Source organism: Catenulispora yoronensis (assembly GCF_039531695.1).
GTDB lineage: Bacteria > Actinomycetota > Actinomycetes > Streptomycetales > Catenulisporaceae > Catenulispora > Catenulispora yoronensis.
Genome location: NZ_BAAAQN010000027.1, coordinates 21,419 through 47,895, shown reverse-complemented (window position 1 = coordinate 47,895; position 26,477 = coordinate 21,419). Strand labels below are relative to the sequence as shown.

Annotated in this window: 22 protein-coding genes; 14 read left to right on the top strand and 8 right to left on the bottom strand. The window is 69.9% G+C overall.

What is annotated here, in order from left to right; all coding sequences use genetic code 11:
* Nucleotides 1-49: 49 nt before the first annotated feature.
* The 4 genes from ABD481_RS22255 to ABD481_RS22240 form a co-directional block, all read right to left on the bottom strand.
* Nucleotides 50-1,237 (bottom strand): acyltransferase family protein, encoded by a 1,188-nt coding sequence (locus tag ABD481_RS22255; RefSeq protein WP_344667656.1) that lies wholly within the window; start codon nt 1,235-1,237, stop codon nt 50-52.
* A gap of 88 nt (nt 1,238-1,325) precedes the next feature.
* Nucleotides 1,326-2,738, bottom strand: coding sequence for a hypothetical protein (locus ABD481_RS22250; protein ID WP_344667655.1), 1,413 nt, complete (start codon nt 2,736-2,738; stop codon nt 1,326-1,328).
* Between the two features lie 155 nt (nt 2,739-2,893).
* Nucleotides 2,894-3,247: an effector-associated constant component EACC1 gene (locus ABD481_RS22245; RefSeq protein ID WP_344667654.1), complete on the bottom strand. Its 354-nt coding sequence runs from the start codon at nt 3,245-3,247 to the stop codon at nt 2,894-2,896.
* 130 nt (nt 3,248-3,377) lie between these two features.
* Nucleotides 3,378-4,853, bottom strand: coding sequence for a S41 family peptidase (locus ABD481_RS22240; protein ID WP_344667653.1), 1,476 nt, complete (start codon nt 4,851-4,853; stop codon nt 3,378-3,380).
* An 86-nt stretch (nt 4,854-4,939) separates the two neighbouring features.
* Here ABD481_RS22240 and ABD481_RS22235 point away from each other — a divergent pair, with 86 nt between their 5' ends.
* From ABD481_RS22235 to ABD481_RS22210, 6 genes are all read left to right on the top strand, one after another.
* Nucleotides 4,940-5,590 carry a response regulator transcription factor gene (locus tag ABD481_RS22235; RefSeq protein ID WP_344667652.1) on the top strand — a complete coding sequence of 217 codons (651 nt, stop codon included), beginning with the start codon at nt 4,940-4,942 and terminating at the stop codon, nt 5,588-5,590.
* Nucleotides 5,587-6,870, top strand: a complete 1,284-nt coding sequence (locus ABD481_RS22230; RefSeq protein WP_344667651.1) for a sensor histidine kinase — start codon at nt 5,587-5,589, stop codon at nt 6,868-6,870. Before ABD481_RS22235 ends, ABD481_RS22230 begins: the two co-directional genes overlap by 4 nt.
* Nucleotides 6,871-6,971: 101 nt before the next feature.
* Nucleotides 6,972-8,345 carry a caspase, EACC1-associated type gene (locus ABD481_RS22225; RefSeq protein ID WP_344667650.1) on the top strand — a complete coding sequence of 458 codons (1,374 nt, stop codon included), beginning with the start codon at nt 6,972-6,974 and terminating at the stop codon, nt 8,343-8,345.
* 11 nt (nt 8,346-8,356) lie between these two features.
* Nucleotides 8,357-10,462, top strand: coding sequence for an SPFH domain-containing protein (locus ABD481_RS22220; RefSeq protein WP_344667649.1), 2,106 nt, complete (start codon nt 8,357-8,359; stop codon nt 10,460-10,462).
* Entirely contained in the window at nt 10,459-10,929 is a 471-nt protein-coding gene (locus ABD481_RS22215) for an effector-associated constant component EACC1 (protein ID WP_344667648.1), read from the top strand. The genes ABD481_RS22220 and ABD481_RS22215 overlap by 4 nt, the downstream gene beginning before the upstream one ends.
* 77 nt (nt 10,930-11,006) lie before the next feature.
* Nucleotides 11,007-12,545: a GMC family oxidoreductase gene (locus ABD481_RS22210; protein ID WP_344667647.1), complete on the top strand. Its 1,539-nt coding sequence runs from the start codon at nt 11,007-11,009 to the stop codon at nt 12,543-12,545.
* A gap of 18 nt (nt 12,546-12,563) precedes the next feature.
* On the opposite strand, the gene ABD481_RS22205 is transcribed toward ABD481_RS22210, so the two are convergent.
* On the bottom strand, nt 12,564-12,761 hold the full coding sequence (locus tag ABD481_RS22205) for a hypothetical protein (RefSeq protein ID WP_344667646.1): 198 nt from the start codon (nt 12,759-12,761) through the stop codon (nt 12,564-12,566).
* A 172-nt stretch (nt 12,762-12,933) separates the two neighbouring features.
* Here ABD481_RS22205 and ABD481_RS22200 point away from each other — a divergent pair, with 172 nt between their 5' ends.
* The 3 genes from ABD481_RS22200 (at nt 12,934) to ABD481_RS22190 (ending at nt 15,485) form a co-directional block, all read left to right on the top strand.
* Nucleotides 12,934-14,217, top strand: a complete 1,284-nt coding sequence (locus ABD481_RS22200) for a helix-turn-helix domain-containing protein (RefSeq protein ID WP_344667645.1) — start codon at nt 12,934-12,936, stop codon at nt 14,215-14,217.
* 4 nt (nt 14,218-14,221) lie between these two features.
* Nucleotides 14,222-14,692: a toll/interleukin-1 receptor domain-containing protein gene (locus ABD481_RS22195; RefSeq protein WP_344667644.1), complete on the top strand. Its 471-nt coding sequence runs from the start codon at nt 14,222-14,224 to the stop codon at nt 14,690-14,692.
* Between the two features lie 91 nt (nt 14,693-14,783).
* Entirely contained in the window at nt 14,784-15,485 is a 702-nt protein-coding gene (locus tag ABD481_RS22190) for a Crp/Fnr family transcriptional regulator (RefSeq protein WP_344667643.1), read from the top strand.
* A 71-nt stretch (nt 15,486-15,556) separates the two neighbouring features.
* Here ABD481_RS22190 and ABD481_RS22185 read toward each other — a convergent pair whose 3' ends face one another.
* A complete protein-coding gene (locus ABD481_RS22185; RefSeq protein WP_344667642.1) occupies nt 15,557-16,228 on the bottom strand; it encodes a Pycsar system effector family protein in 672 nt (223 codons plus the stop codon).
* Nucleotides 16,229-16,515: 287 nt separating this feature from the next.
* On the opposite strand from ABD481_RS22185, the gene ABD481_RS22180 reads away from it, so the two are divergent.
* The 5 genes from ABD481_RS22180 to ABD481_RS22160 all read left to right on the top strand — a co-directional run bounded on the left by ABD481_RS22180 (nt 16,516) and on the right by ABD481_RS22160 (nt 24,064).
* Entirely contained in the window at nt 16,516-17,325 is an 810-nt protein-coding gene (locus tag ABD481_RS22180) for a nucleotidyl cyclase domain-containing protein (RefSeq protein WP_344667641.1), read from the top strand.
* 7 nt (nt 17,326-17,332) lie between these two features.
* Nucleotides 17,333-19,420, top strand: a complete 2,088-nt coding sequence (locus ABD481_RS22175) for a hypothetical protein (RefSeq protein WP_344667640.1) — start codon at nt 17,333-17,335, stop codon at nt 19,418-19,420.
* Nucleotides 19,413-20,888, top strand: coding sequence for a hypothetical protein (locus tag ABD481_RS22170; protein ID WP_344667639.1), 1,476 nt, complete (start codon nt 19,413-19,415; stop codon nt 20,886-20,888). Before ABD481_RS22175 ends, ABD481_RS22170 begins: the two co-directional genes overlap by 8 nt.
* Nucleotides 20,878-22,248: a DUF4407 domain-containing protein gene (locus ABD481_RS22165; protein ID WP_344667638.1), complete on the top strand. Its 1,371-nt coding sequence runs from the start codon at nt 20,878-20,880 to the stop codon at nt 22,246-22,248. The genes ABD481_RS22170 and ABD481_RS22165 overlap by 11 nt, the downstream gene beginning before the upstream one ends.
* Before the next feature lie 517 nt (nt 22,249-22,765).
* Entirely contained in the window at nt 22,766-24,064 is a 1,299-nt protein-coding gene (locus ABD481_RS22160) for a magnesium transporter MgtE N-terminal domain-containing protein (RefSeq protein ID WP_344667637.1), read from the top strand.
* Here the strand turns inward: ABD481_RS22160 and ABD481_RS22155 are convergent.
* Both ABD481_RS22155 and ABD481_RS22150 read right to left on the bottom strand, forming a co-directional pair.
* Nucleotides 24,050-25,390 (bottom strand): hypothetical protein, encoded by a 1,341-nt coding sequence (locus tag ABD481_RS22155; RefSeq protein ID WP_344667636.1) that lies wholly within the window; start codon nt 25,388-25,390, stop codon nt 24,050-24,052. The genes ABD481_RS22160 and ABD481_RS22155 overlap by 15 nt on opposite strands.
* A complete protein-coding gene (locus ABD481_RS22150) occupies nt 25,387-26,367 on the bottom strand; it encodes an N-acetylglucosamine kinase (protein ID WP_344667635.1) in 981 nt (326 codons plus the stop codon). The genes ABD481_RS22155 and ABD481_RS22150 overlap by 4 nt, the downstream gene beginning before the upstream one ends.
* Between the last annotated feature and the right edge of the window lie 110 nt (nt 26,368-26,477).

Here is a 26,477-nt window from a genome sequence, read left to right as displayed (position 1 = left end):
GCGTGCGACGAGCTCAACCTAAGAGGTTCTGATATCGGAAGAGTTCCGATCAGATTTTTGTATCCTCAATGGGAATGCGTTCGCCGCGCGACACCGGTACCTCGCGCCTTCGTGCAGCGGCGGGGGCAGGCCGCTTGCCACGAGCACGCTTAGGCCCGATCCATCGCATCATAGGCAGCTCCACGTAGCGATGGAGCAACGAGGCCAAGAAGATCGACACCGCGAGAAACACGGGGATCATCGCAACGGCCACCCCGGTGCTCCATCCCGTGTTCTCACGGCCGAACGCGCGCATCACACCGTTGATGAAGAAGGCGTGGACCAGGTAGAACCCGAACGAGACCTCGCCGAGCCAGACAAGAACCGGATGGCGCCACAGCGACCTCGTACCCGCCATATCCGCCTGCGCGGCGGCAGCGATGAGCACGGCATAGGCCGCCGCCAGCCCCGCCATCCACCACCTTTCCGGCATGGAGAGCGGGAACCAGCCCAAGCTCCGCGTGGCCAGGTAGGCGGCCACGACGATGACGGTCGCCGCGCCGAGTTTCGGACCACGCCATCGTCCCCGCAGGGCCAACTCGGCCACGAGCATGCCCAGTAGGAATTCCAAACTCCGGACCGGTGGGAACATATAGGTGAACCAAGCCCCGTCGAGATAGGACATGTGATCCGTGGCCCAGACGGTCGACAACTCCATCAGTACCGGAATGGCGATGGCGATCAGCTGCACGACCCTTGCCGAAGCACGCTTCACAAGCGGCAGCAGGAAGGGGAAAAGCAGATAGAAGAACGCCTCGCAGCCCAGCGACCAGCTGGGCTTGTCGAAGCTGTAGGAGAACTTGACGACGTTGATCCACGGCTGGAGCAGGAACAGGTTGCCCACTGCGTAGTCGGGCCGCACCGCGTCGTGCCAGCACAGCATCGCGACCAGGACCGCGACACCCCACATGACCACGTGGCTCGGATAGATCTTCGCAACGCGACGTCGCCAGAACCGCAGAGGACTGTCGCCGGAGCGCGCCGACCAGACCAGCACGAAGCCGCTCAGCACGAAGAAGAACGACACGCCGGAGGAGGCTTCGCCGAACGCCATGGTCCAGTCGCGGTTGTGGGTCGGCGACTGGAAGACATGCTCAGTACCGATGTGTCCGGCGAAGACCATGAGCGCTGCCAGCCAGCGCAGCCCGGTGAGCGACGGCAGCCTCGACGCGGCGATCGATGAGTTGGACGGCCCCATCCACCAGCCTTTACGCGATCCGGTTGTAGCAGATTGCGCTCAAGCTACCGCATGTACCGTTATGTTCCGGTGCGACACACTACGACGCTCACAGCAGGCGGTCGGCGGTCGCCGCGGCCTGGGCGCGGACGGCGTCCAGGAACCGGTTCGAGGCCAGGGCCGGCCAGTCGGACTCGTCGTCGTCGTCGTCCTCGTCGTCGTCCTCGTCGTCGTCGTCCTCGTCCTCGTCATAGTCGTCTTGATCGTCGTCGTCCTCGGCGGCGTCATCGTCGATGTCGAACTCGAAGTCTTCGTCCTCGTCGTCCTCGTCGACGGCGCTGTCCACGACGCCGTCCACGACGGCGTCCACAACGCCGTCCTCATCAGCGATCTCGGCGCGGTCGGCGGCGCGCGCCCGCTCCTCGGCCATCACCGCCCCGACGACGTCGTCGATGCCGTCCAGGTCGAAGGCCTCGACCGTCTCGTCGTCCTCGATGCCGGACTCGTACTCCCGATACAGCAGGGCGCAGGCGTAGATCCCGGTCAGCAGGTCTTCCAGCAGGTCGAGCGCGGGCCGGGAGGTGTCCAGCGGCGTGGTCCGGATCTCGCGGACCAGCTTCTCCAGCAGTCCTTCGGTGTCGGTGTCGAACTGCTCGGCGTTCTCGGTGGCCTCGGTCAGCGCCTCCAGCAGCTCGGGCAGGTTCGGCAGCTTGCCCTCCGCGATCTCGATCGCTTCGCGGACCAGCGCGGTGACCGCCTCGTCGGGCCCGGCGCCGCTCTCCATCATCTGCAGCACCACCGTGGGGGCCGCGGTCGGCACCGCTTCGATGTCGTCGGCCACCACGATCACCTGTGCCACGTCGTAACCGGAGGCTGCGGCGGTGACCCGCGCCGCGGCGTGCAGCCAGTGCGCCACGGCCACGGCCGCCGACGTCGGGTCCACCGCCGTGAACAGCTCGATGCCGCCCAGGGGCTGCTCGCGCAGCAGCGCGTCGGCCGCGGCGACCTGCACCGGGGACGCCGAGGTCCGCGACAGCACCACCGCCTGCACCGCCCGGCCGGACAGGTCCCCGAGCTCGGCCCGGCTCACCGCGTCGATCTCGGCGGCCACGTCGGCCCGCACGGCGGCGGCGAACTCCTCGTCGCCGATCTCGTGCAGGGCCCGGCCGAGCCGGTGCGCGCTCTCCGCGACGATCCCGTACTCCATCACCAGCGCGCCGCTCGCGTCGGGCAGGTGCGGATCCTCAAGGATCGCCGGCACCCGGTCGAAGTCCTCGCGCTCGCTGTTCCGGCGCCAGCCCTCCGTGTTGGTGCTCATGTCGTCGTCGGCGGCGGCCGCCGGATGCGTGTAGCAGCGCCACAGCGCCCGGGCCAGCCCGTCCGACGTGCTGGCGACCTGCAGCGCCACGTCCACGCCGACCTCGGCCGGCAGCACCGCCACGGTGAACGCGACGTCCCCGATGCCGGTGGAATACAACCCGATGAGTGCCGAGCGTTCGGCATCGACCGCATACCTGGTCACGACGACCTCCACAGTCCGACTCGATCCGGCTTCCGCACCGGATCGTTCCACCCGCCGACGTCGATCATGTCAGCAACAGGAAAAGTCGCTTCGCGGTATCAGCCGCCGTCCACGATCACCGACGAAATGAACCACGCCGCGGGGGACGATCAGCGCTACCGCGCGCCGCGCGCCGCCTCGGCGGCCTCGGTGACCGCGTCGAACTCCGCCTCGGAGCCGGTGGCCACCGTCAGCGGCGCCCCGCCGGCCACGACGACGGTGATGGCCGGCGCGGACGTCCGGGTCTCCCGCCACGCGCCATAGGCCTGCACCACGGCGCTCACCGACGACACCTCGTCCGCGGCGAGGCCGATCACGTTGCCGGCCGAGGCCATGCCGTCCTCGCTGCTGGTGGACACGCCCAACGAGGAGTTCGTCGCCACGCTTCTGGTGTCGGCCAGCCATCGGTAGAGGTCGAGAAGATCCGCGCTGGAGCCGTCAGCCATGGTGATCTGCACGTTGAGGGTCACAGTTACCAGATTCACCCAGCGCGGCGAAGGACGCCATGCACGTTATGCGTTCGTGACTGCGAGTCAAAGGCGAGGGTCCGAAGGGCGGGTCGGAGCGACCCGGCCTTCGGACGACACGCGGCGACGAGCCTCAGGAAGTCAGTAGCGCCACGGCACGCTGCACAGCCGGATCGGTCCCCTTCGAGAGGGCTTCCGCCGTCAGCGGAGCGTTGTAGTCCACCGCCACCCCGATCCCGTCGAGGATCTCGCGGTCGGCGCCGAGCTGATGCTGACCGACCAGCACCAGGCTCGTGTTGTCGTCGAGCACGTAGGCGGAAGGCTTCCCGGCGACGATGCCCGAGGTCCGCTCACCCACCAGCTTCCCGAGCTTCAGGTCCCGGACCGCGCTGCTGAACGCGTCGCACGCCGAGGCGCACATGCTGTTCGTCAGCTCCACCATCGGCAGGTTCAGCAACGGCGTGGTGTCGTCGGTGCGGTCCGGGGTGCAGGGGCCGTGCAACGGGCAGCTCCATCCGGTGATCTTGTTGTGGGCGAAGGCCCCGAGCAGCTTGGCGACCTCCTCGGCCCGGCCGCCGCCGTTGCTGCGCAGATCGAGGACGACACCGCGCACGTCCGAGGTCTTGCGCAGCGCGGCCAGCTTCTGGAGCACCTCGTCCGCGCGGCCGGGCATGAAGTCGGGCAGGACGACGTCGGCCACGCCGCCGTCGATCAGCGTCACCGTGACCGGCGGCGGAGTCCGCGGGCCCGCAGGGGTCGGGGACGCCGGTCGCAGCTCGGCCGTCCAGGTCCGGTCCGTGGCCGGCCGGTGGAGCGTGACCTTCACCGGGTCGGCGGTCGTGGGCTGGAGCCAGCCCAGCACACCGGGGCTGACCATGCCGTTGACCACCAGCGGCACCCCGTTGACCGCCTCGATGACGTCACCGGGCTTGAGCCCGGCCTGTTCGGCGGGCGACCCGGGTTCCACCTTCAAGACATAGAACGGCGGCTGTGCGTCGCGGATGTTCGGGGTCGCGCGGCCCGACGAGCCGGGCAGGATCCCCAGGGTGTAACCGGCCGGCGAGCCGTGGAACGAGCCGGTCCAGACGTCATGGTCGTCGCCGATGGCGGCGATCATGCCCCCGATCACCGCTTCGGCGAGCGCCTGCCGCAACGCGGGATCGTTCGGCAGGGCGTCGAGCAAGGTCTGGTAGGTCGTGGCGAACGCGTCCCAGTCGGCGCCCCGGCGCCCGGTGAGCGCGGGAAGGGTGGCGACCGAGCGGTCCAGGCCGCGCTTCGCGAGTTCGGCGGTGACGTTCTTGAAGGCCGCCGCGAACAGCACGCGGTCGTCGATGACGGGGCCGATGTAGGTGTGGTCCAGAATGCACTGGTAGGCCATGCGCAGCGTGGCGACCGTGGTCGGCTTGGGCGTTCCCGGCGGGCCGGACGGGCCGTCGGCCGCCGGCGCGCAGGACGCGGCGGCCGACGGGCGGGCCGTGGGACGAGCCGCCGGGTCGGCGGAGGCGGTCATCTCGGAGATCGCGAGGCCGGCGGCGACGAGCACCGTCAGCCCGGCCATCAGCGCGGGTCGCCGCACAGCGGCTCGGCGGGCGGATCGGAATCGGTTCATGACGCCGAAGATGGCAGCGGCCCGGTCACGCGACGGTGATCGGAAACGGTGACCGCGCGGTGACCGGCCGCGTGTTAGAACGAGCTGTGCGGATACTCGTGGTCGAGGACGAACCCGTTCTCGCGGATCTCGTGGCGGAGGGCCTGCGCCGGCAGGCCATGGCGGTCGATGTCGTCCATGACGGCGCGGCGGCCCTGGAATGCTTGTCCGTCAACGACTACGACGTGCTGGTCCTGGACCGCGACCTTCCGGAGGTGCACGGCGACGACGTGTGCCGCGAGCTCGTCGCGCAGGGGGCGTCGGTACGGATCCTGATGCTGACCGCGGCCGTCACCGTCGGCGACCGCGTCGAGGGCCTCGGTCTCGGCGCCGACGACTACCTCCCCAAGCCCTTCGCCTACGCCGAACTGGTCGCCCGGGTCCAGGCCCTGGCCCGCCGCCGCGTCCCGCCGCTGCCACCGGTCCTGAACCGGGCCGGCATCACGCTGGACGCGCCGCGCCGCCAAGCCTTCCGCGACGGCCGCTATCTGCCCTTGTCGCGCAAGGAGTACAGCGTCCTCGAAGTCCTGATGCGCGCTCAGGGCGCGGTCGTCACGACGGAGGAACTGCTGGAGCGCGCATGGGACGAGCGCGCCGATCCGTTCACCACCGTGGTGAAGGCCACGGTCAGCAAGCTGCGGGCCAAACTCGGCGAGCCGCGGGTCATCGTGACCGTGCCCGGCGGGTACCGGCTATGAGACGGCGGTTCTCCACCGTCCGCGCGCGCCTCGCCCTGCTCTACGCCGGCTTGTTCTTCGTCACGGCCGCCGCGCTGGTCCTCACGGTCAACGTGCTGCTCCAACGAGTCCTGCGCGACAAGTTCGCCCTGACCGGCGCGGACATCAAGAGCGACGTCACGCCGGTGTCCGGACCGCCGACCGGACCGCCTGCCGGACCGCCGGCCGGGACGATGCCGAGCGGGCCGGCAGTGACGACGCTGACGGCGGCGCCGACGCCCGACCCGCGGCAGCTCCCCGCTCCCCGCCACGGCGCGTCGATGAACCTCGCCAAGGACCTGGGAGACAGCGTCCTGGCCTACCAGTGGACCGCCACCTGGATCGTCGTGGCGCTCCTGGCGGTCACCGGCGCCACCACCGGCTGGTGGCTCGCCGGCCGGGTCCTGCGCCCCGTGCACCGCATCACCGCGACCGCCAGGCGCCTGTCGCTGTCGAACCTCCACGAACGGATCGCTCTGACCGGCCCGATGGACGAGCTCAGGGAACTGGCGGACACCTTCGACGCCATGCTGGACCGCCTGGAACGCGCGGCGGACAGCCAACGCCGCTTCGTGGCCAACGCCTCCCACGAACTGCGCACGCCGCTGGCCATCCAGCGCGCGGCGATCGAGATCGGGCTGCAGGACGCGGCGCCCGAGCAGGTAGCCCGCATGCGCACCGAGCTCCTCCGGACCACGGCCCGCACCGAACGCCTCATCGACGGCCTGATGATCCTGGCCCAGGGCGAACGCGCCCCGGACGCCCCGGAGCCGGTGGACCTGGCCGTCCTGGCCCGCGACGCCACCGACCAGCAGCGCCCGGCCGCCACCGCCGCCGGCGTCGCCCTGACCCTCGCGCTCCATCCGGCCCCCACCGCCGGTGACCCCGTCCTGCTCACCCGCCTCGCGGCCAACCTGGTCGAGAACGCCATCCGCCACAACCACCCCGGCGGCACCGTCCGGGTCCACACCTCCCCGGACGCGACCCTGACCGTCACCAACACCGGCCCCGATGTTCCCCCCGACCGGGTCCCCGACCTCTTCGAACCCTTCCGGCGCCTCCACCCGCCCCGGACCGGCCCGGTGCGGGGCGCCGGCTTGGGGCTGTCCATCGTCGCCGCTGTGGCGCAGGCGCATGGTGCGCAGGTCCGGGCCGCGGCGAACGTGGGAGGCGGGCTGACAGTCAGCGTGGCGTTGCCACCGCGCGCTCCTGCTGCCTCAAATCCACACGACCTCGGCCTTCACGGAACCACCACCCGCTGAAACGATGGACAACTGCCACCAGAGCCAAAGTCCCAACGCACAGTCACCGATCCGCCCGCACGGAGAGGGAACCCCGCGCGGCGGCCGACGGAGGAGGTGGGGTGTCCGGGGCGTCCGCGCCGACGGGCCGACGGCGTGCTCTCATCGTCGCGACCGGCACATATACCGATAGGGACCTTCGCAGACTGCGCGCCCCGGCGAAGGACGCGGTGGCTTTGGCCGAGGTTCTGGCCGCGCCGCACATCGGCGGGTTCGAGGTCGTCACGGTCCTGGACGGCTCGGACCGGGACATCCGGATGGCGATCGAGGATCTTGTCGCCGATGCCGACCCGGCCGACCTGTTGCTGGTCTACGTGTCCTGTCACGGGCTGCTCGACGAACAGGGCCGTTTGTACTTCGCCGCCGCCGACACCCAGAAGGGCAGGCTGGCGGCCACCGGCGTCGAGGCGGAGTGGATCCTTCAGCGGCTGGAGCAATGCCGGGCCCGTCAGCAGGTCCTCATCCTTGATTCGTGCTTCAGCGGCGCGTTCACCCGGGCCGGCGCCAAAGGCGAGGACGACGCCCTCCAGCTGAGGGTCCGTTTCCACGGCGGCGGCCGAGGCCGAGTGGTCCTCACGGCCTCCACGGCCTATGAGTACTCGTTCGAAGGCACCGGCCTCGGCGCGGAGGCCGGATCGGTGTTCACTGCCGCTCTGGTGGAGGGGCTGCGCACCGGAGCGGCTGATGTGAACGGGGACGGCCGCATCTCCGTGGACGATGTCGCCGACTATGTCTTCGACCGCGTCAAGGAATCCGGAAGTCCGCAGACTCCGCAGCGGTGGCTGTACGGCGCCCAAGGCACGATCGTGCTCGCGCTCGCACAGGAGGCTGCACGCCCTGGTCGAAAACTTGAGGAAGCGCCAGCGCCGCCCCCGACCGTCCGTCAGTCATCTCATATGCGGGTGAACACGGCGGCGCCGTGGAGTCAGGCGCTGGCCGGCCTGCAAGACCTCCTCGTCGCCGGCCGGTTCGCAGCCGCCGACCAGGCGACAACGGACGCGATCCTCCAAGCTGTCGCATCCGCGACGACGGCCGGGCGCGGCCCTCGCACCAGCTCCCGGCCCCGCGCCTTCCTCCAAATCTCCGACGCCGACTCGATCCCCGGGCCCCTCCTGGACGATCTCGACCGGTGCTGGACGCACCACACGGACGGCGTCCACGGCTTCACCGCCCAACTGGCCAAGTACTCGGGCCCCGGTGACGGCGTCCCGGCCAAGGGGCACGCCGACTTCTTGGTCCTGGCGCAGGCGCTGGGCTGGGACGAGGCCCGCCACCAGAAGTTCGAGGCGTTCGTGGCGGCGGCGGGAACCGCCCCGGGGTTCTTCCCGACGCTGCGGCACGCGGCGGGCGAGACCCGCGCGAACTGGCCCGAGCTGTGGGAGCGCACCGTCCTGACCGTGCATCTCCGACTCCGTGACTGGAGGGCGAACCGTTGATACTCGCACTGTTGATACTGGTCGTGCTGATCGTCGTGGCGGGCACCGTCCTGCTCAAGTCCAGCGTCACGGTGCGCGCCGGCAACATCGGCATCGTGGAGCGCAAGGTGCCCTCGGCCGGCGGCCACAATCCGCTCGACGTGTTCGAGGTGCGGGTCTTCGGCTCCCAGGGCGTCCAGGCCGCGACGCTGGAGGCCGACCGGCTCTACTTCCGCCCCTCGATGATCTACCGCGTCACCGAGGTGCCGCGGGTGGTGGTCCCGCCGGGCACGTTCGGCGTCGTGGTGGCCCGCGTCGGCGCCCGCTTCGCCGGGGACCGGGTCCTGACCGAGCACATCGAGTGCGACAGCTTCCAGGACGGCGCCGCGTTCCTGCTCGGCGGCGGCCAGATGGGCCGGCAGCCGGGGGTCCTCGGGGCCGGCACGTACTCGATCAACCCGCACATCTTCGAGGTGCTGACCGTCGAGACCATCGGCGCCGGCCGCTACGACCTCACCGCCGAGGACCTGCGCGAGATCCACATCCCGGCCGGGGAGGCCGGCGTCGTCATCGCCCGCGACGGCATGGATCCGCTGGGCGACGGCGAACCGGGCCCGGTGGTGCCGGGGCACCAGAACTTCCTCCTGCCCAACGTGTTCCTCCGGAACGGCGGTCGCCGCGGCGTGCAGGAGCAGACCATCAGCCCGGGGATCTACCACATCAACCCGTGGTTCGCGCGGATCCAGGTGATCCCGACCAGGGATCTGATCCTGGAGTGGTCGGACCACCGGCGCAAGGAGTCCTCCGGCCGCTACGACACGCCGCTGGACGAGCTCGCCGTCAACATCGAGGGCCACGACGTGGTGCTCGGTATGAAGCAGGTGATCCGGATCCCGGCGTCCGCGCTCCCCCGGCTGGTGAGCCGGTTCGGGGAGGAGGGCACCGACCGGTTCGGGGCCAGCCACGCGCAGGACCGCGTGGTGGTCCAGCGCTTCGTCCGGGACGTCATCGGCAGCACCGTGGAGGGCTACCTGCGCTCGGCCGCGGCCCGGTACACGTACCGGGAGTTCGTCGAGAACTACGACGACGTCCGGCTGGTGCTCCAGGACCAGCTCGAACAGGCCCTGCACGAATGGGACGTCCAGGCGGTCCGCACCACGCTGTCCAAGTTCCGCGTCGACCAGACCGGCGTGGACGAGGCCGTGCGCCGCACCGCCATGGCCCACCAGGACGCGGTGCTCAAGCGCGCGGAACTGGACGTGGCCATGGGCCAGTCCGAGATCGACCGCGTCCAGATCGGCACGGACCGGGAACGCCTCAAGGCCGGGCAGGCCGGGCTGGAGGAGCGGATCCGGCTGCTGGGCCACGACTACGTGGCCATCGCGCACATCACGGAACTGCTGGCCAAGGCGCCCGTGCCCGGCGTCGTGGTGGGCGGGGACATCAGCGAGATGCTGCGCCAGATGCCCGCCTATCGGGCCCACGAACTGCTCGACTACGCCTTCGGCGCGCGCAGTGTTCCGGCGTCGACGAGCGCCCGGCAAGTCATGCCGTCCGAGGTCCACGACAGCCTTCCGGCGCAGGGAACGCCCCGGCTGCCCACTGCTCCCTTCGACGTCAGCGTCTACCTCGGTACCGACGACGAGCAGCAGGTGAGCAGCGTGGTCACCGCGCTGAACGATCTGCTCGCCGCCGAGGGGATCGGCCTGGACCTGACCTTCGGGCCGAGGCGCTCGTCGTGGTTCGCGCAGTACAGGTTCCGGATGGCGCGCGGGCTGCCCAACCATGAGGCCGCTGCCCGGATCCGCGCCGTCGAGACCGCGATCGACGTCGCGATCCGCTCGGTTCCGCCGGCCTTGGTCGAACCCGGCGCGGCCAAGCACGCGGACGCCGCGGCGAAACTCGTCCGGGCCCTGGAGGGCATCGAGAGCGCTGTCATAGCGATCGGCCAGCTGGTCCTCGTGAAGACGACCTCGCTGGTGACCGGGGCGAGCATCCACGCCGCGACGCTGACCGTGTCCCAACTCCGCGCGTTCGACATGAACCAGGAGCTGATGGCCGATCCCCAGGCCGCGTTGGAGCGGTTGCAGAGGCTGGGGCAGCCCGACGACGAGCCGGAAGCAGAGGACGACGAATGACGGAGAGCCGTTTGCGAGCCCACATCGAGGTGCGGCCCTGGCCCGACGCGCAGGCCGACCAGGAGGAGGCCCACGACCTGGCGCTGAGCCTCCGGCAGGAGCTGCTCGGCGCCACGGAGGTGGACAACGCGGTCCTGGCGCCGTCGGACGCGGTGCCGGAGCATGCGAAAAGCGGCGCGGCGCTGTCCACGGCCGCGGTGTTGGTGACCTTGGGCCCCACGCTTGTGCGGCCGATGCTTCATGCCATCGAGACCTGGCTCCAGCACCGGCCGGCGAGGAACGTGTCGGTACGCGTCGGCGACCTGACGTTGGAGGTGACCGGGGCGACCGGGCAACAGCAGCAGCAGGCGATCGACGCGTTCATCGCGGCGTTGGAGCGAAACGGCGGCGGGGACAGCGACGGCGAATCTCCGGCGCTCCCCGGTTCCGGTTCCAGTTCCAGTTCCAGTTCCAGTTCCAGTTCCTAGCGACAGTACGCAAACCGTCAAGCGCCTGTGCCCGCAGTCACAAGCGCTTGGCGGACGCCACGCCGGATGCTTCCGGTATGAGAACCACACCCAGCGAATACGACTACATCGTGGTCGGCGCCGGTTCGGCGGGCTGCGTCGTCGCCCGCCGGCTCGTCGACGCGGGCCATTGTGTCCTTCTCATCGAGAACGGCCGTGAGGACCACAACCCCGCGATCCACGATCCCGGCCGGATGTGGGAGCTGTGGGAGTCCCCCGACGACTACGCCTACCGCACCGAGCCCCAGCGGGACGCGGCCGGCACGCAGGTCTTCTGGCCGCGCGGCAAGGTGCTCGGCGGGTCCAGCGCGCTCAACGGGATGATCTATGTCCGAGGCCATCGTTCCGACTACGACGCCTGGGCCCGGCAGGGAGCGGCCGGCTGGTCCTTCGACGAGGTCCTGCCGTACTTCAAGCGCTCGGAGGACTTCGAGGGCGGGACGTCGCCGCATCACGGAGTCGGCGGGCCGCTTCCCGTCACCCGCAACCATGCCCCGAACCCGGTCAGCACGGCCTTCGTCGAGGCCTGCACCGAGGCCGGCATCCCCCACAACGACGACTGCAACGGCACGGAGATCCTCGGCGCGGGCCTGCTCCACCGGAACATCCGCGACGGCCGGCGCGTCAGCGCCTGGGTCGCCTTCGTCCAGCCGATCATCGGCAACCCGCTGCTGACGGTGCTCACCTCCACCCTGGTCACCCGCGTGGTGCTCGACCGGGGCCGCGCCGTCGGCGTCGAGGTCGCGCGCAACGGCAAGCACACCACGATCCGCTGCGGCACCGAAGTGGTCCTGTCCGCCGGCGCGATCGGCTCGCCGCAGCTGCTGATGCTCAGCGGCATGGGCCCCGCGGACGACTTGCGCCGCCTGGGAATCGCCGTCGAAGCCGACCTGCCCGGCGTCGGCGCCAACCTCCACGACCACCTGCTCGCCCCGATCGTGTTCGAGTCGGCGCTCCCCGTCCCCCCGGGCACGGCCAACAAGCTGGAGGCGCAGTTCTTCGCCAAGACCGATCCGTCGCTCCCGGCCCCGGACCTGCAACCGCTGATGTCGCACGCCCCGCTGCCCGTGAACGGCTACACCGTCCCGGAGGAGGGACACGGATACACCGTGCTGGCCGGTGACATCAGGCCCCTGAGCCGCGGCCGCCTCTGGCTCCGCTCGACCGACCCGGCCCGGCCGCCGGCCCTGGATCCGCAGTACCTCGCCGACCCGACCGACCTCGCCACCATGGTCGCAGCGGTCAAGCTCGTCCGCGAGATCGGTGCCCGACCGGCCCTGAGCACGTGGCGTTCCCGCGAAATCGCCCCCGGGCCCGGCGTCCGTACCGACGACGAGCTCGCGGCCTACATCAAGCAGACCCTGCTCAGCTACCACCACCAGGTCGGCACCTGCCGCATGGGCGCGGCCGACGACGCCACCGCGGTCGTCGATCCGCGACTGCGGGTGCGCGGCGTCACCGGCCTGCGAGTGGCGGACGCCTCCGTGATGCCGACCGTTCCCTCGGGCAACACGCACGCACCCGCGGTCATGATCGGCGAACGCTGCGCCGATTTCCTTGTGGGAGAGCGGGCGTAGGGACTGTTCGCGACGAAGTCAGTGCCCTACCTCGGAGACCTCGACCGAGTCGGTCGGCTCCTCCTTGAGCTTGAGCTCCGTCCGCGGCTCGGCACCGGCTCCCGTGTCGAGCGGCGGTACTGGTCCGCGCGGCTTCCGCGGACGCCATCCGGTCGCGATCAGCGCCGCGAGGATCGACCCGACCGCGCCGATCAGTGAGCTGATAACGCTGTCCATCGCCTGCCCCTGCCTCCGACGGGGCCCGGCCCCGGCTTGCCCCTGCGAGCGAGTATACGTTTCCCGTTGCCACGTCTACCATATGAGGAAACAGCCAGGAAACAGGGCTGGAAACAGGTCGGCGCCCCCGAGGCGCCACCCGAGTACAACCCGAGTACAGAAGAAGGCTGAGATGGCTGAACACAACCCGGTGCCGACATCGTTCGGCGCCGAGCTGCGTCGGCGTCGGCTCGCCGCGGGGATGAGCATCAGCGTGTTGGCCGAACGGATCGAGTTCAGCAGAGGGTTCATCAGCAAGGTCGAGACCGGGGCACGCTCTCCGAGCCTTGATTTCGTCCGTGTCGCCGACGCGGCACTCGACGCCGGCGGCGAGTTCATCGCCATGTTCGCACCGCGCACCCCCGCACAACCGCTGGTCCCGGTCGCCGGCATGATCCGCCGCCATGAGCTGGCGACGCAGGGTGCTGATGGAGTCGTCGTGCCGGCCGGCCACAACTCGCCGGCGGCCATCGGCCTGGAAGGCGACGCGCCCTTGAAGGTCTTTCACCAGATCCTGAAGAACCTGCGCGACCTCGGGCAGGTGTTGGAGCCGTCCCAGGTCTTGGCGATGCTCCGCCCTCAGATCGCCGTCCTCCGCCATCTGGCGCAGACCTCCGGGCCCGCGGACGCCCGCAAAGCCGCGCTCGTCGCTTCCCACTTCGCCGAGTACGCAGGGTGGATGGCCCAAGAAATGGGCGACGACGTGGCCGCGCTCAGATGGTTGGATGATGCCGTGGACCTGGGCCGAACGGCCGGGAACCTGGACCTTGTCGCGTACGCGAACGTCCGCCGAGCCAATATCGCGCTGTATCAGCAGGATGCTTACGGCACGGTGTCGTACGCGCGGCGAGTTCAGACCATGGACTGCAGCAACCGTGTGAAAGGACTGGCTGCTGAGCGAGAGGCTCAGGGGCACGCATTGGCGGGCGACTACATCGCCTTCCACCGTTCCCTCTCGCTGTCGGCCGACCTTCTCGCACGCAGTGTGCAGATACAGACGCCCGAGGGCTTGGTGCTCGGGTCGACCAAGGTCCGCGACACGGGCAGCTTCGCGGAAGGCTGGGCCCTGCACGATCTGGGACGCAGCGCCGAAGCAGTGGAGATCCTGACCCGCCTGCTCGACACCACCGAACCGACGTCGCTACGGGCTTGGGGCCGCATCGGCGCCCGTCTGGCGCTGGCGTTGGCCACCGTCAACGATGTTCGGCGCTCCTGCGAGGTCATCCACCCCGTTCTCGTCCAGGGCATCGCCACCCGTTCGGCCACCATTCGCTCGGACTTGCGCCAACTCGCGCGTATCCTCAACCGGCGCCGCGCCGATCCCGTGGTAAGAAAGATCATGCCGGATCTATCATCGGCGCTGACGCCTGCTGTGCACAGGCCAGCAGTCGAGCTCCGGCAACTCCCCGAGGAGTGACTGCATGGCAAAGGTCTTTCTGTGCTACCGATCCAGGGACGACGGCTTCGCGGCGGTCCTGCTGGACGAGAAGCTGTCCGGCGCCTTCGGCCCGGACGAGGTGTTCATGGCGAGCAGGTCCATCGAGCCCGGCGAGATCTACTCGGCGGTGATCGAGCGGGCCCTCAAGGAGTGCGAGACGATGCTCGTGCTGATCGGCCCCCGATGGGTCGACACGCTCCAGGAGAACGAGGCGGACGCCGCCGCCGGCACCGTCGACTGGGTCCGGCACGAGATCTCGACCGCGTTCGCCAACGGCACCCGCGTGATCCCGCTCCTGCTGAGCAGGACGCCCCGCCTGGATCCCCATCTCCTGCCGTCGGACATCGCCGCCCTGGCGGACTACAAATATCTGACCTTCGACCACAGGAACGTCTCCGGCAGCCTGAACCAGATCATCGCGGCGCTGCAGACCGGCGACCGGGCCCGGCGCTAGGCACGAGAAGCCCCGGCACGGCGATTTCCCGAACCGGACGACCGATTCCAGGGCACCATGGTGGAACAGACCCCTGATTCAGGAGGCCACCGTGGGAGGACCCCCGGCCGCGGCCGTCTGGCCGCACCGCAGCCTGCTCGGCGTGCTGCCCCCGCCGATCCGCGAGGAGTTGCTCCGGGCCGGCACCGGAGTGTCGTTCGGACCCGGCGACGTACTGCTGTCCGAGGGCGCGCGGGACCGCCACGTCTTCCTGCTGATGTCCGGGTTCGTGAAGGTGACGGCGACCCTGGAGAACGGCCAGGAGTCCCTGCTCTCGGTCCGGGTCGGCGGCGACATGGTCGGCGAGATGGCCGCGGTGGACGGCGCCCCGCGCTCGGCGACGGTGACCGCCTGCGGCCCGTTGGCGGCCCGCGTCTTCCAACCCGCGATGATGGCGGACCTGATGGCCCGCCGCCCCGAAGTGGCGATGGCCCTCACCCGCAGCGTCTCGGAACAGCTGCGCTGGGCAAACCGGCGCCGACTGGACTTCGGCGGATACTCCGCGAAAGTCCGCCTGGCCCGCCTACTGGTGGAGCTGGCCGAGGTCTACGGGCGGCCCGAACCGCACGGCGTAGTAGTCGGCTGCCGCCTGACCCAGCCGGAGATCGCGACGCTGACCGGCGCGGCCGAGACGACGATCCACAAAGCCCTGCGCGAACTCCGCGAGCTGGGCCTGCTGGAGACCGGCTACCGCTCGACCGTGATCCGGGACCTGCCGCGCCTCCGGCAGGTCGGTGAACTGATCGACGGCTGAGCCACCGCGCGGCCCGGGGCACGAGCCGAGACACCAACCGGGGCACGGGCCGAGACCCCCTCCGCCGCCCATCACACCAGCACCGGCCGCAGCACCAGGAACAGACCCGCACTCAGCCCCATGACCGTCGTGAACAACACGGCACCCATCAGCGACCGGTGCTTGATCACCGCGACCCGCGCCAGGAATCGCACGGTCTCGGCCAACTCCAGCCGCTCGGCCAGGCGGTCGGACTCGGAATCCGCCGCCGGATCGCTCGCGGACCGGACGGGCTTCGCAGTCTTCGCCGGCTTCGCAGGAGCCGAAGGGTTCGAGGGGCTTGGAGGGCTTGGAGGACTCAATGGACTCGAAGGGGTTGGAGTACTCGAAGGACTCGATGGACTCGAAGTCCTTGCAGTACTCGACCGCGCAAGATCGATATAGCTGAACCGATTCGGCCCGGTCGGCCGCAACAACCGCGGCCACAAGGCCAGCGCCAGACAAGCCACCCCACCGGCCAACCCCACCGCGAACACCACCAACAGCCCCCCACCGACCACCCCGGCCCACCCCCCGTGCTCCCAGGCCCGCACCGCCTGCCGGTTCCACGCCCCCGCCGTACCGACGAGCGCCCCCTGCGCGGCGACCAGGATCCCGGCCTTGGTATCGGCATGCTCATGCGTGCTCTGCAGCGCCGCGAGCATCAGCCGGTCCGGTGCGGTCGGTTCCGGCAGCCTCGCCCCGACCGGTCCCCTGGACGCCATGGGTACCCCCTCCATCACTCGGCGTTGATGTGCCCTGATGACGAGTAGGCCAGAGCTCCCCCGCCCGGACCAGGCAGTTCTACGGGTTTGCCGTAACCCGTATTTCGAGGGGGTTCGGCGCCGGACCCGGGTGTAGGACGGTTCCACCGGCGGCGCGGGGAGGGGATGCGCCGTCGGACGAATTCCACACGGACGGGGAGCATCGCAGAGTTCTGCTGCGCCATGCGCGACTAATACTGCATCCTGATTCTCTCCGTGTCATCAACCGGAAACGGAAGGTATTCATCGTGGGTGATCCGCTCGGCGCCGACGGGGGCCGTCAGTTCGGGCGGCGGCTGTTGCTGCTGGTCGACGCCAAGGGCTACGGCGCCGGCAGTCAGATCCGCCAGCGCGAGTTCCAGGAAGCCATACCCCGCCTGGTGAACGCGGCCGCGCACGCCGCCGCGCTGCGCTACGCGGACTGGGAGATCCAGGCGCAGGGGGACGCGCTGTTCGCCGTGCTGCCGGAGGGAACGTCCGAACCGGCGCTGGTCGACACCTTCACCCGGGCGTTGGAGGCCGGCCTGCGCAACTACAACGAGAGCCGGCTGGTGGAAGCGTGGCTGCGGCTGCGCGTCGCCATCCATTACGGCCCGGTCTCCGGCGGCGACCTGGGCTTCGTCGGCCCGGGGCCGGTGGAGCTGGCCCGGGTCAACGGCTGCGAGGCGTTGCGCACCGCGCTCGCCGAGGCCCCGGAAGCCCATCTCGCGGTCGGTGTCACGGCGCCCATCTACGGCGACGTCATCCGTCCCGGCTACACGACGCTGCGTCCTGTGCAGTTCCGGCAGGCCGAGGTCGTCGAGAAGGAGTACCGCGGCGCGGCCTGGATCTGGGTGCCGCACGCCGCCGGAACCCCGGACGCCGGGTCCTCGTCCTCGCCGTCGCCGTCGCCCGCCGCCCTGCCGCCCGGGAACTCCGGCGCCGCCGCGAGCTCCGATGCCGCGAACTCCGATGCCGCGAACTCTGGCACCCCCGCGCACGCGGGCGCGCCGATGTACGTCTCCGTGCACAACCACGACTTCGACGCCCGCGGGGCCGTCATCGGGATCAAGCTCTGAGGCTGCCATGGTTGAACGCGAACCCACGGGTGACGACCTGCCCCCGCACGCCGACGACAAGAAGGGCGGCGCAAAGTCCGACGCCGAGGCTTTCGGGGCCCCGGAGGACGACGGCCTGCTCCAAGGCCGGATCATCAACTTCGCGCAGTTCAATTCCAACTTCACCGCGCCGGACGCGATGTTCGGCGTGGGCGGCCAGCAGACGACCACCCGGCGCAAGGCCACCGGCTGGGTGGACGCCGCCGAGATGGACTCCACGCTGAAGTGCTACGTCCACCCGCGCCCGTGCTTCGACCGGGCGGCCGCCGCCCTGGAGGACGACAAGGTGGTCGTGCTGACCGCGCCGAGCGGCAGCGGCAAGCGGGCCGGCGCGCTCGCGCTGATCCGGGGCTTCATCGAGGACGACCGCTGCGTCGTCCTCTCGCCCGACAGCACCCTGGACGAACTGGCCAAACGCGAGTTCCAGACCGGGCTCGGCTACGTCCTGCTGGACCGGAGGAACGAGCCCCTCGCCGAGCCGGACTTCGCCTGGCGCCAGGTCCGGGACCGGCTCCGGGCCGACAAGGCCTTCCTGGTGGTCACCACCGTCCACGACCTCCCGGCGAACCCGGAGACCGTCCAGCACATCGAGTGGCGCACGCCGGAGCCCAAGCAGGTGCTGGAAGCGCGGTTGCGGGGGTGCGAGCCCACGCTGATCGACGAAGCCCTCGCCGGGCTTCCCGGCGACTGCACGCTCCGGGACGCCGTGGCGGTGGCCGACCTGCTCATCTCCGGCGTCACTCCGGCGGAGGCCTGGGAGCGGCAGGGCGGCAACGCCGTCCAGGTCGTCCGGAAGTGGTTCACCGAGGCGCGAACCCTGTCGGACTACAGCGCCATCACCACCATGGCCTTCGCCGTGGGCTCGAACCGCCGCACGTTCGAGACACTCCAGAAGCAGCTGGACGACCGCCTGGCACCGCCCGAGCCCAAGGCCGCAGAGCCCGCGGAGCTGGCGGCGCAGGAGGCCAAGCCCAAGCCAGAGCCCGCATTCGCGCCGGTCTACGACCGGCGGCGGGTCCTGAAGGACAACCCGCTGGTCGCCACCCAGGAGCTGCCGGCCGGCACGATCACCCGCTCGGTGCTGGTCTTCGCCGACCCCCGCTACCGCCAGTGGGTGCTGGACGAGTTGTGGGAGACCTGCGGGACGCCGTTCTGGGACGCGGTCCGCGACTGGCTCACCGACGTCGTCGCCGAGAACACCGACGAACTCCTGGAACTGGCCATCGCCACCGGCCTGGCCCAGCTGGCCCGGACGACCTTCGACGAGGTGATGCACAGCTATCTGGTGCCCTGGGCCTCCGGCCGAGGCCGCCGCGCCTGCCAGACATTCGCCGTGCAGGTGCTGTGGTGCATGTGCCTGGACGAGGACCTCGCGGGCGCGGCCGTGTCGGTCGCCCGCGACTGGATCGCCAACGGCTCGGTGGTGCAGCGGTCCACAGCGGTGGTGGCCTTCGGCGGCATGCTCGGCGTCCGCTTCCCCCACGACGCCGTGAAGCGGCTGTGGCACCAGGTGGAGTTCGGCGGCTCGGTGAGCGCCGCGGCCCAGGAGCATCTGGGGTACTTGTTCGCGGCGCTGATCGAATGCGACGAGGACGCGACCGTGGTCACCGAGCTGCTCAGGCACCGGATGCGGCTCCAGCGCCGGACCGCCGTCACCAGCAAGATCAAGGAACTGACGTTCCAGACCGTGATCGGGCTTCTCGAGCTCCTCGACTGGGAGAGCGAGAAGCCGGTCTGCGCGATAGCGCTGGCCCAGCAGCCGGCCGTGACCTCGGAGCTAGCCGAACTGTGCGCCCGGGTGCTGGTCTTCCGGCCGCACCGGACCGAAGCCAAGGCCGCGCTGATGAAGATCGTGAAAGCCCTACCGGAGACCTGCTCCGAGCCCCGGCTCACCGCGCAGCGCTTCGGGCGAGCCCTCGGGCTCGCGCTGCCGGCCCAGGAACGCCAGCTGCTCTTTGACGCGCTGCATCCCCGCCGGGACCCCCGCAACGACGATCTGGCCGGCGTCTTCCTGCTCGCCGTCCGGAAACCGGAGGACGAACCCAACCATGAGTGAGACGCGTTATCCGCTGGTCGACCAGCGGACCCTGGGGCCGGCGGCGAACCGCGGCACCCTGCTGCGAAGGCCGGTCCGGGAATCCGGCGACCTGCCGCGCCTGGAAGCCCACCAGGTGCGGGTGTTCCGCGTGGGCGAGCGGTACGTGGCGGAGCACGGCCTGGCGAGTGCGCGCGACGAGGTCGTGGTCAAGGCCAGCTCGGTCACGGTCGTCGACTGCCGCAAGCGGGTCCCGGTCGTCGCCGAACTCGCGATCCCCTCCAGCGGGGTCGGGGTCTTCACCCTGCGAGTGACCTTCCTGTGCACGGTCCGCGACCCCGCCGTCGTGGTCCAGGACGGCGTGACCGACGTCGCCGGCCTGCTGGAGGGCTACGTCCGCGAGATCCCGGGGCTCAACGAGGAGGGCTCGAACCTGCCGACCACCCGGACCGCCCAGGTCCGGCGACAGGTGGAGGCCCGGTTGATCGCCTTCCTGGAGATGCGGCCCCCGGCCCTGTCGGGACTGGAGATCCAGCTTTCCGTGGTCGCCGTGTTCTCGCCCGAGGAACTGCAAGAACATCTGCGGGAGCGGGAACAGGCCGAATGGCAGCGGGAGCGCGACCGGTTCCGCGACGAGCTGGACGAGGAGCGCCGCGACGCGATCCAGCTCCGCAAGGTGCAGGACGAGCGCCACCGTCAGGACCTCGAGCGGGTCAGGACCGAGTACGAGCAGCTGCTCAGCACCCGGCAGCAGGAGCACGAGCTGCTCGCGCGGGCCAAGCAGAACGACTTCGTGCGCGGCGAGACCGCCGAGGACCTGCGGCAGTACGGCCGGGACCCGGTCGCCGCCTACACCGCGGCCTTCCACCGCGGGGCGATGGACGCCGCCCACTACGCCGACCAGGTGCGCAGCAACCAGGACCGGGAGGTGGAGCGCCGTCGCTACGACCGGGACCTCGACCGCGAGGACTGGCGCTTCCAGATCGACCGTGAGGACCGGTTCAAGGAGTTCGAGTACCTCAAGACCCGTTCCGAGGTCGAAGCGGTGCGCGCGGAGGAGACCAGGCGGTGGGAGCTGAAGTTCATCGAGGAGCAGCGGCGGATCAGCCAGGATCGCGAGGACCGGCTGTCCGAGCGCGACCACGACCGCGTCTGGCGGCAGCAGGTGCTCCAGATCCAGGACAGCTTGTTGAAGCTGGCCATCAGCCGAGGCGCCGGCGACGAGCTCCCGCTGGACATCGGCGAACTCATCCGGCAGATCGGGGAGCTGCCCGCGTCGACGGGCGCCGACGCCGTGGCGGCGGTCGAAGGCGCGGAGCCTCCCGGCGCGCCGGGCGAGAACGGCACCGTGATCGACGTCGAGCTGAACGTGGAGTCCGACAGCAACGAGTACGCGGCGGACGACTACAGCGGCGACGGCTACAGCGACGACAAGTACGGAGAGGACGACTACGGAGAGGCCGGACGGGAGGAGCGCAGTGGCAACTGATGCCACCGTCCGCCCGGTGTCCTACGAGGACCCGGTGCCGCCGCGCGCCGGCGGCGCCTTCGGCGACGACGACCGGCTGGCCCGTCCGGCGCCCCGACGGCGCGGTCCGGCGTCCTGGATGCGGCGGCTCATCGGAGTCCGCGAGGACGTCATGGACTGGGAGCCGGAGGACCGCACGAAGTACGCCTGGTTCGGCGTCATCGTGTTCAACACCGCGCTCCAGGGCGGCATCTCGATGGCGGTGGCGCTGAGCACCGTGCGGTCGGAGCTGCCCACGGCGGCCAAGGTGCTGATCGCGGTGGTCTGGTTCTGGATCGTGCTCGGTCTGGACAGCTGGCTGGTCTCCAGCACGCACGGGGTGAGCCGGGCCCGGTTGCTCGCGCTGCTGCCCCGGCTCATGCTGTCGGTGCTGCTGAGCCTGTTCGTCGCCGAACCGCTGCTGCTCCAGATCTTCGACAAGGAGATCAAGCACCAGATCGCGGCGGTCAACCTGAGCAGTGAGCAGGCCTACGCCGGCCAGATCGTCCGCTGCAACCCGACCGACGGCACGGTGAACACCGCCGCGGACTGCTTGGGCTTCCAGTTGCACGTCGCCGGTTCGCCGACCGAGGTACAGCGCCAGATCGCGTCGAACGCCGCCGACGTCACCGTCGCCCAGAAAAGCGTCGACGACTTCAACGCGGCGCTCAACGTCAAGCTGAAGGACGAGCAGAAAGAGTGCGCGCCGGAGCGCTGGATCAGGCGCGGCGCGTACTGGGACACCACGACGACGTGCGAGAACATCCGGAAGGACATCGTCGCCTTCCGCGCTGGCACAGACATCAACGCGCTCAACGCCCGCCTGAAGTCCGTCAAGGACACCGCCGCGACGCTCGCCACCCAGGAACGCACCGCCGGCTCCGCCTACCAGGCAGCGCGGCAATCCGCGCTCGACAAAGCGATCGCCGACCACACCGCGACGCTGGACAGCGGAGGCTTGCTGACCAGGGCGGACGCACTGTCCGTAGTGGCCTGGTCGACGTGGTACGCGGGCTTCGTCACGATCCTGATCCACCTGATCCTCGTGGTCGTGGACGCCATGCCGGTCCTGGCGAAGCTGATGAGCGGCCCCACCCGGTACGACCGCGCGCTGGCTCGCCGGCAGACCGCGAATCAGGAACTCCACTTGCTGCACCTCGACGTCGAGAAGGTCTGCGCGCACGCGGGCTACGAGTTCGAGAAGCATGTGCGGACGCAGCGGGCCGAGACCGGCAAGCGACGAGTCGACCACGACCTGCGGCTCCAGGAAGCCGAGCTGGCCCACCAGTTCCGGGCCGAGCTGGACGCCAGGACGGAACGGATCCTTCGCTCACGGAGCTGAGCCTCACGGGGCTCAGAGCCCTGCGGAGCTCGAAACCCTACGGAGCTCGGAACCCTGCGGAGCTCGGAACCCTGCGGAGCCGAGCCATCCGTGGACGGCCGGGACGCGCCCTCGGGCCCGCGTCCCGGCCGTCGCCGCACCATCCCTCCCCACGATCCGCACCACCACGTGACACCTACCCCCGGCCCTCGTCCGGGTCTCCCACGCGCGCCTCCTCACCCGCGACGGCCCGCGCGCTCAACGCAGCATGCTGACAACCAGCCGAGCCAGCTGCACCAGTGCTCCGGTGCATGCGGCCACGACCGCGGCCCGGCCCCAGCCGCCCTCGTCCCGATCACTCTTCGCCCTGCCGCGCTTGCCGTTCTCACCCATCACGAAAACCCTCGTCTTCCTGGAGATCGTTGTGCGATTCAGGCCACTGACCCGATGAATCCACGATGGAATGGGTCCGTGACGTTGCGCAACGGGGCAACGTTGCCGACCCCTTGCAACAGAAGAGAAGAAGGGCTGTGAGGCCGTGCCTGGCTCGAAAGAACTGAAGCCCTTGGGCCAGAACCTCACACCGGAGGCAACCACGCTGGCCGGCGAGCTGCGCATGCTCGTCAATGCCTTGGGGATATCGATGACACTGTGCGCGGCACAGCTGCATATGGACAAGGGCACCTTGTCCAGATATTTGAGCGGTGAACGGATTCCGGACTTCCGGGTCATCGAGGATCTGCTGATGTTGTCGACGCGGCGCTGCGAAACGGCTCCGCCCACCCAATACGTGGTCACCCATCTGCGAACTCTGCATCAGGCCGCTCTCAGGTCCGGCGGAACGCCGCAGCAACAGATCGTGCTGCTGCGCGAACAGCTCGCGGCCGCCGACAACGTCGCCCAACAGGCCCGGCGCAAGGAGCAAGCCCTGACGGCCGCGTTGCACGCCGCCCAACAGCACATCGCGAAGTTCGACGTCGATCTGTGGAGGCCGGGCGACGACGGTGGCCGGCAGCCCACAGGCCACGCCTACCAGGTGGAGCGGTATCACTACCGGGTCCAGGACGACCGGCAGGCTCTCCTGGACGAGATCGAACGGCTGAAACGCGAGCTGGACCAGGCCCATCGGCAACGGCTGGCCGCCGAGGCCCGTGCCGAGGACCTGGAACGGCAGCTGGACCGGGCCGAGCACGAGGCGGCCGGCGACCCGGAACCGGAGCGGAGCCCGGACGCCCTGTCGGAGCTGGTGGCCCGGCGTCGGGACGGCACGCTGGACGACATGGATCCCGATCAGATGCTCAGTATCCTGAGCCGCATATCAGTGGCCTGGGTCGCCGAGATTCTGGACGAGCTGGCGCCGAGCCGGGCCGTCCTGGTCCTGGCCCGGATGGACGTGGACCAGGCGGACGCCGCCCTGGTCCACATGAACCCGAAGCAGGCCGTCCTGGTGCTGGACCGGATGGACACCACCAAGGTCGCCCGCACGCTGGACCGGATGGACCCCCACCAAGTCGTGGTCCTGCTGGACGAGGAGTTGCCGGGCCGCGCGGCCCGCCTGCTGAACGAGATGAACCTGGGCCACGTCGCCCACGTATTGCAGTTCGCACCCGAGACCGTCGCCGGCATGTTCCTGGACCGAATGGATCCGGCACGGGTCGCCGCGATGCTGAACCTGATGGCTCCGGCCCAGGCCGGGGCGATGCTTCACTGCATGAGCCCGGTTCGAGCCAGAACCATCATGCAGCAGATGGATCCGGTTCTCGCTGCGAAGATCGCCTATCCCTCGTATTACAACTCCGGCTCCTCCATGCGCCAACGCGGCTCATTCGGCGCTTGACGTCTCACTCGCCAGACGTGCAAGACGTGCAAGACGCGCCAGACCCGCGAGACCCGCAAGACGCGCAACCAGATCCGAGGCGGCAGCCACCACCGCTTCCCCACCCCCGATCGCGAGCGGGCTCGCCAGCACCTCATAGGCGGGAGCCGCATACGAAGCCTCGTCCGGGATGTATCCGAGGTACCCGTTGGCATAGCCGATGACCACGCAGCGGTCCGGCTCGGGCGCGCCGGCCCGAACAGCCTCGCCCAGCGCCAGAAAGGGTTCGCCAGGAATCGCGAGCAGCGTGATGCCACCCAGGCAGACCCCCTCCAGCGACACGTCATGCGGAGCGCCACAGCCGGAATCGAGCAGCTCGGCAGCGATGCGGAGACCCTGGCCAAAGGTCTCCGCGCTGCGATCATTGGTGTCCGATGTGCTCGATCCATCAGAAATCCGAGAAGGACCGTAGAGTTCCGGCAGTGCCCAGTTGGCCCTCGTTTTGGCCGCCAGCGTCACGTCAGCCTTCAACGGCCCGATGATGCCGTTACCATCCGACGCGACCGCCTCAGGTTCCTGTTCCTGATTGAGCTCGGCCACGACGGCCTCAGCCGCCAGGGCGCCAAGCCGGTCGACTTCATCCCAGCTCGCGGCACGCCTTGTATGTCGGGTACTGATATCTCCGGCTGCCCCGGTCGCAACAACAGCCCACGGCGCACGGCTCCCATCAGCCATCATCCGGCCGAGAGCCGATCGGATCCCACCGTTGAGGTCCGCGCTGCACTGCCGATTCGCGGCTCCCAGCACGGTCGGGTGGATCGGCGAGACCGCGACCACACCGCGCAGCTCGCCGGCGCATCGCACGGCGACCACGTCAATCGGCATCCGTTCGCCATCCCCGGCAGCAGCCAGACTCCGCCGGCCCGCGATTCCAGGCACCTCGACGCGACCGAGCGTCAGCTGCGCGAACTGTTCACTCCGAACGGCGTCGCCCACAGCTGTCGCGACGGCGTCCCGCACACGGCCCGCAAGGTCCTCCGGCGTCACCGTGCCACCCGGCCGGCATCCCGCCTCCGGGCCCGCGTGGGTATGCGTAGCTGTCAGCCAGCACGCATCAATGCCCTGACGAGCCAGCATTCGCCTTACGCTGCCCGCCAGATCGGCGTTGACGCAGATCAGATCAACCGTGACCAGCGCGAACCGACGTTCGCCGTCAGCGAAGGTCACGGCATGGACCTCCAGCAGATCGTGAATTCCGGCGACCCCGCCCTGCCGGTCGACGTAGCCACCCATCGGCTCGCCGAAACGCGGGGCCAGAGCCGTCCGGCCGTGACCGACTCGCATCATCGCAGCACCTTGGGATACAGCTCGACGAGTTGGCGATAGGCCGGCGCGCTCGTCCAGTTCGCCAACCGAAGACCCCCGTCCAACACATCACCTGCGGCGGGCACCAAGGCCAGCCCATAACCAGCCAGCGCCGTCCGCAACGGCTCGACCAGGACATCCCCGGCGCCGGCCAACCCACCGGTCAGCGCCGCCGCAGCGTCGTCACCCGCGAGCCCGACAGCTCGCGCCGCCGCCGCAGCCGTCGCTGCCAGGTCGCCAGCGGCGTCCCGAAAGATGGCCACGGCCACCGCATCACCATCGCGCGCCGCCTCCGCGACGTCCCGTGCGAACGCCGCAACCTCTGTCACGGCGACCGGGTTGCTGTAGAGCCGACGAAGCGCAGCCAGGTCCCGGCCGCCGAGATGCCGTTCCAGCGCTGCCGCGAGCGCCGTGGCAGGCCCGGCCTCGTCGAGCGCGCGCCCTGCGGCCTGCAATCCCGCGAGGCCGACGGCATAGGCGCTGCCACGGTCCCCGACGAGCGGTCCCCATCCATCGCGGCTCGCCGAGCGTCCCTGGGCGTTCAGCGCGAGCACCGCTGTGCCGGTCCCGGCCGCGATCGTGACACCGGGCCCGGCGAGCGCGCCGGCGTGGGCGAGAACGCCGTCGGTGGCGATCATGATCGCGGCGCCGGGAAAGAGCTTGTCCAGTCTGCCCGCCAAAGCCGCCCGCGTGTCGGCCGAGGCCGGAAGGCCGGTGAGCCCGAGGCAGATTCCGTCGAGCCGGGCTCCGGCCAGGCAAGGATCCGCGCCGACCGTGGACCAGGCGACGCGGACGGCCTCGGCGAGATGCCCACTGGCTCCGTCACGGCCCGCTGCGGAATCGTCCTGTTCGAAGGAGTATCCGGGTCCTGTCCCTTCGCTCCGACCATGTTCACAGAGCACTGCTATGCGCAGTCCGGACTTCCCGCCGTCGACTGCGGCCACCGGTAGCGAGCTCACGTGGCAGTTCTCCTTGTCGCCGACGGCGGGAGACTAATACTGGCCTGGACCAGCGTCAATGACGACGCCAAGAGGCGGACCTCTGTCCCAGAGAGGCCCGCCTCGTGATG

Bases quoted from the DNA above. Each gene is read 5' to 3' on its own strand.
- ABD481_RS22175 (WP_344667640.1), top strand. From the start codon at position 17,333: ATGGTTGAACGCGAACCCACGGGTGACGACCTGCCCCCGCACGCCGAC.
- ABD481_RS22240 (WP_344667653.1), bottom strand. From the start codon at position 4,853: ATGAACCGATTCCGATCCGCCCGCCGAGCCGCTGTGCGGCGACCCGCG.
- ABD481_RS22185 (WP_344667642.1), bottom strand. From the start codon at position 16,228: ATGGCGTCCAGGGGACCGGTCGGGGCGAGGCTGCCGGAACCGACCGCA.
- ABD481_RS22155 (WP_344667636.1), bottom strand. From the start codon at position 25,390: ATGATGCGAGTCGGTCACGGCCGGACGGCTCTGGCCCCGCGTTTCGGC.
- ABD481_RS22210 (WP_344667647.1), top strand. From the start codon at position 11,007: ATGAGAACCACACCCAGCGAATACGACTACATCGTGGTCGGCGCCGGT.
- ABD481_RS22200 (WP_344667645.1), top strand. From the start codon at position 12,934: ATGGCTGAACACAACCCGGTGCCGACATCGTTCGGCGCCGAGCTGCGT.
- ABD481_RS22195 (WP_344667644.1), top strand. From the start codon at position 14,222: ATGGCAAAGGTCTTTCTGTGCTACCGATCCAGGGACGACGGCTTCGCG.
- ABD481_RS22205 (WP_344667646.1), bottom strand. From the start codon at position 12,761: ATGGACAGCGTTATCAGCTCACTGATCGGCGCGGTCGGGTCGATCCTC.
- ABD481_RS22215 (WP_344667648.1), top strand. From the start codon at position 10,459: ATGACGGAGAGCCGTTTGCGAGCCCACATCGAGGTGCGGCCCTGGCCC.
- ABD481_RS22255 (WP_344667656.1), bottom strand. From the start codon at position 1,237: ATGGGGCCGTCCAACTCATCGATCGCCGCGTCGAGGCTGCCGTCGCTC.
- ABD481_RS22170 (WP_344667639.1), top strand. From the start codon at position 19,413: ATGAGTGAGACGCGTTATCCGCTGGTCGACCAGCGGACCCTGGGGCCG.
- ABD481_RS22230 (WP_344667651.1), top strand. From the start codon at position 5,587: ATGAGACGGCGGTTCTCCACCGTCCGCGCGCGCCTCGCCCTGCTCTAC.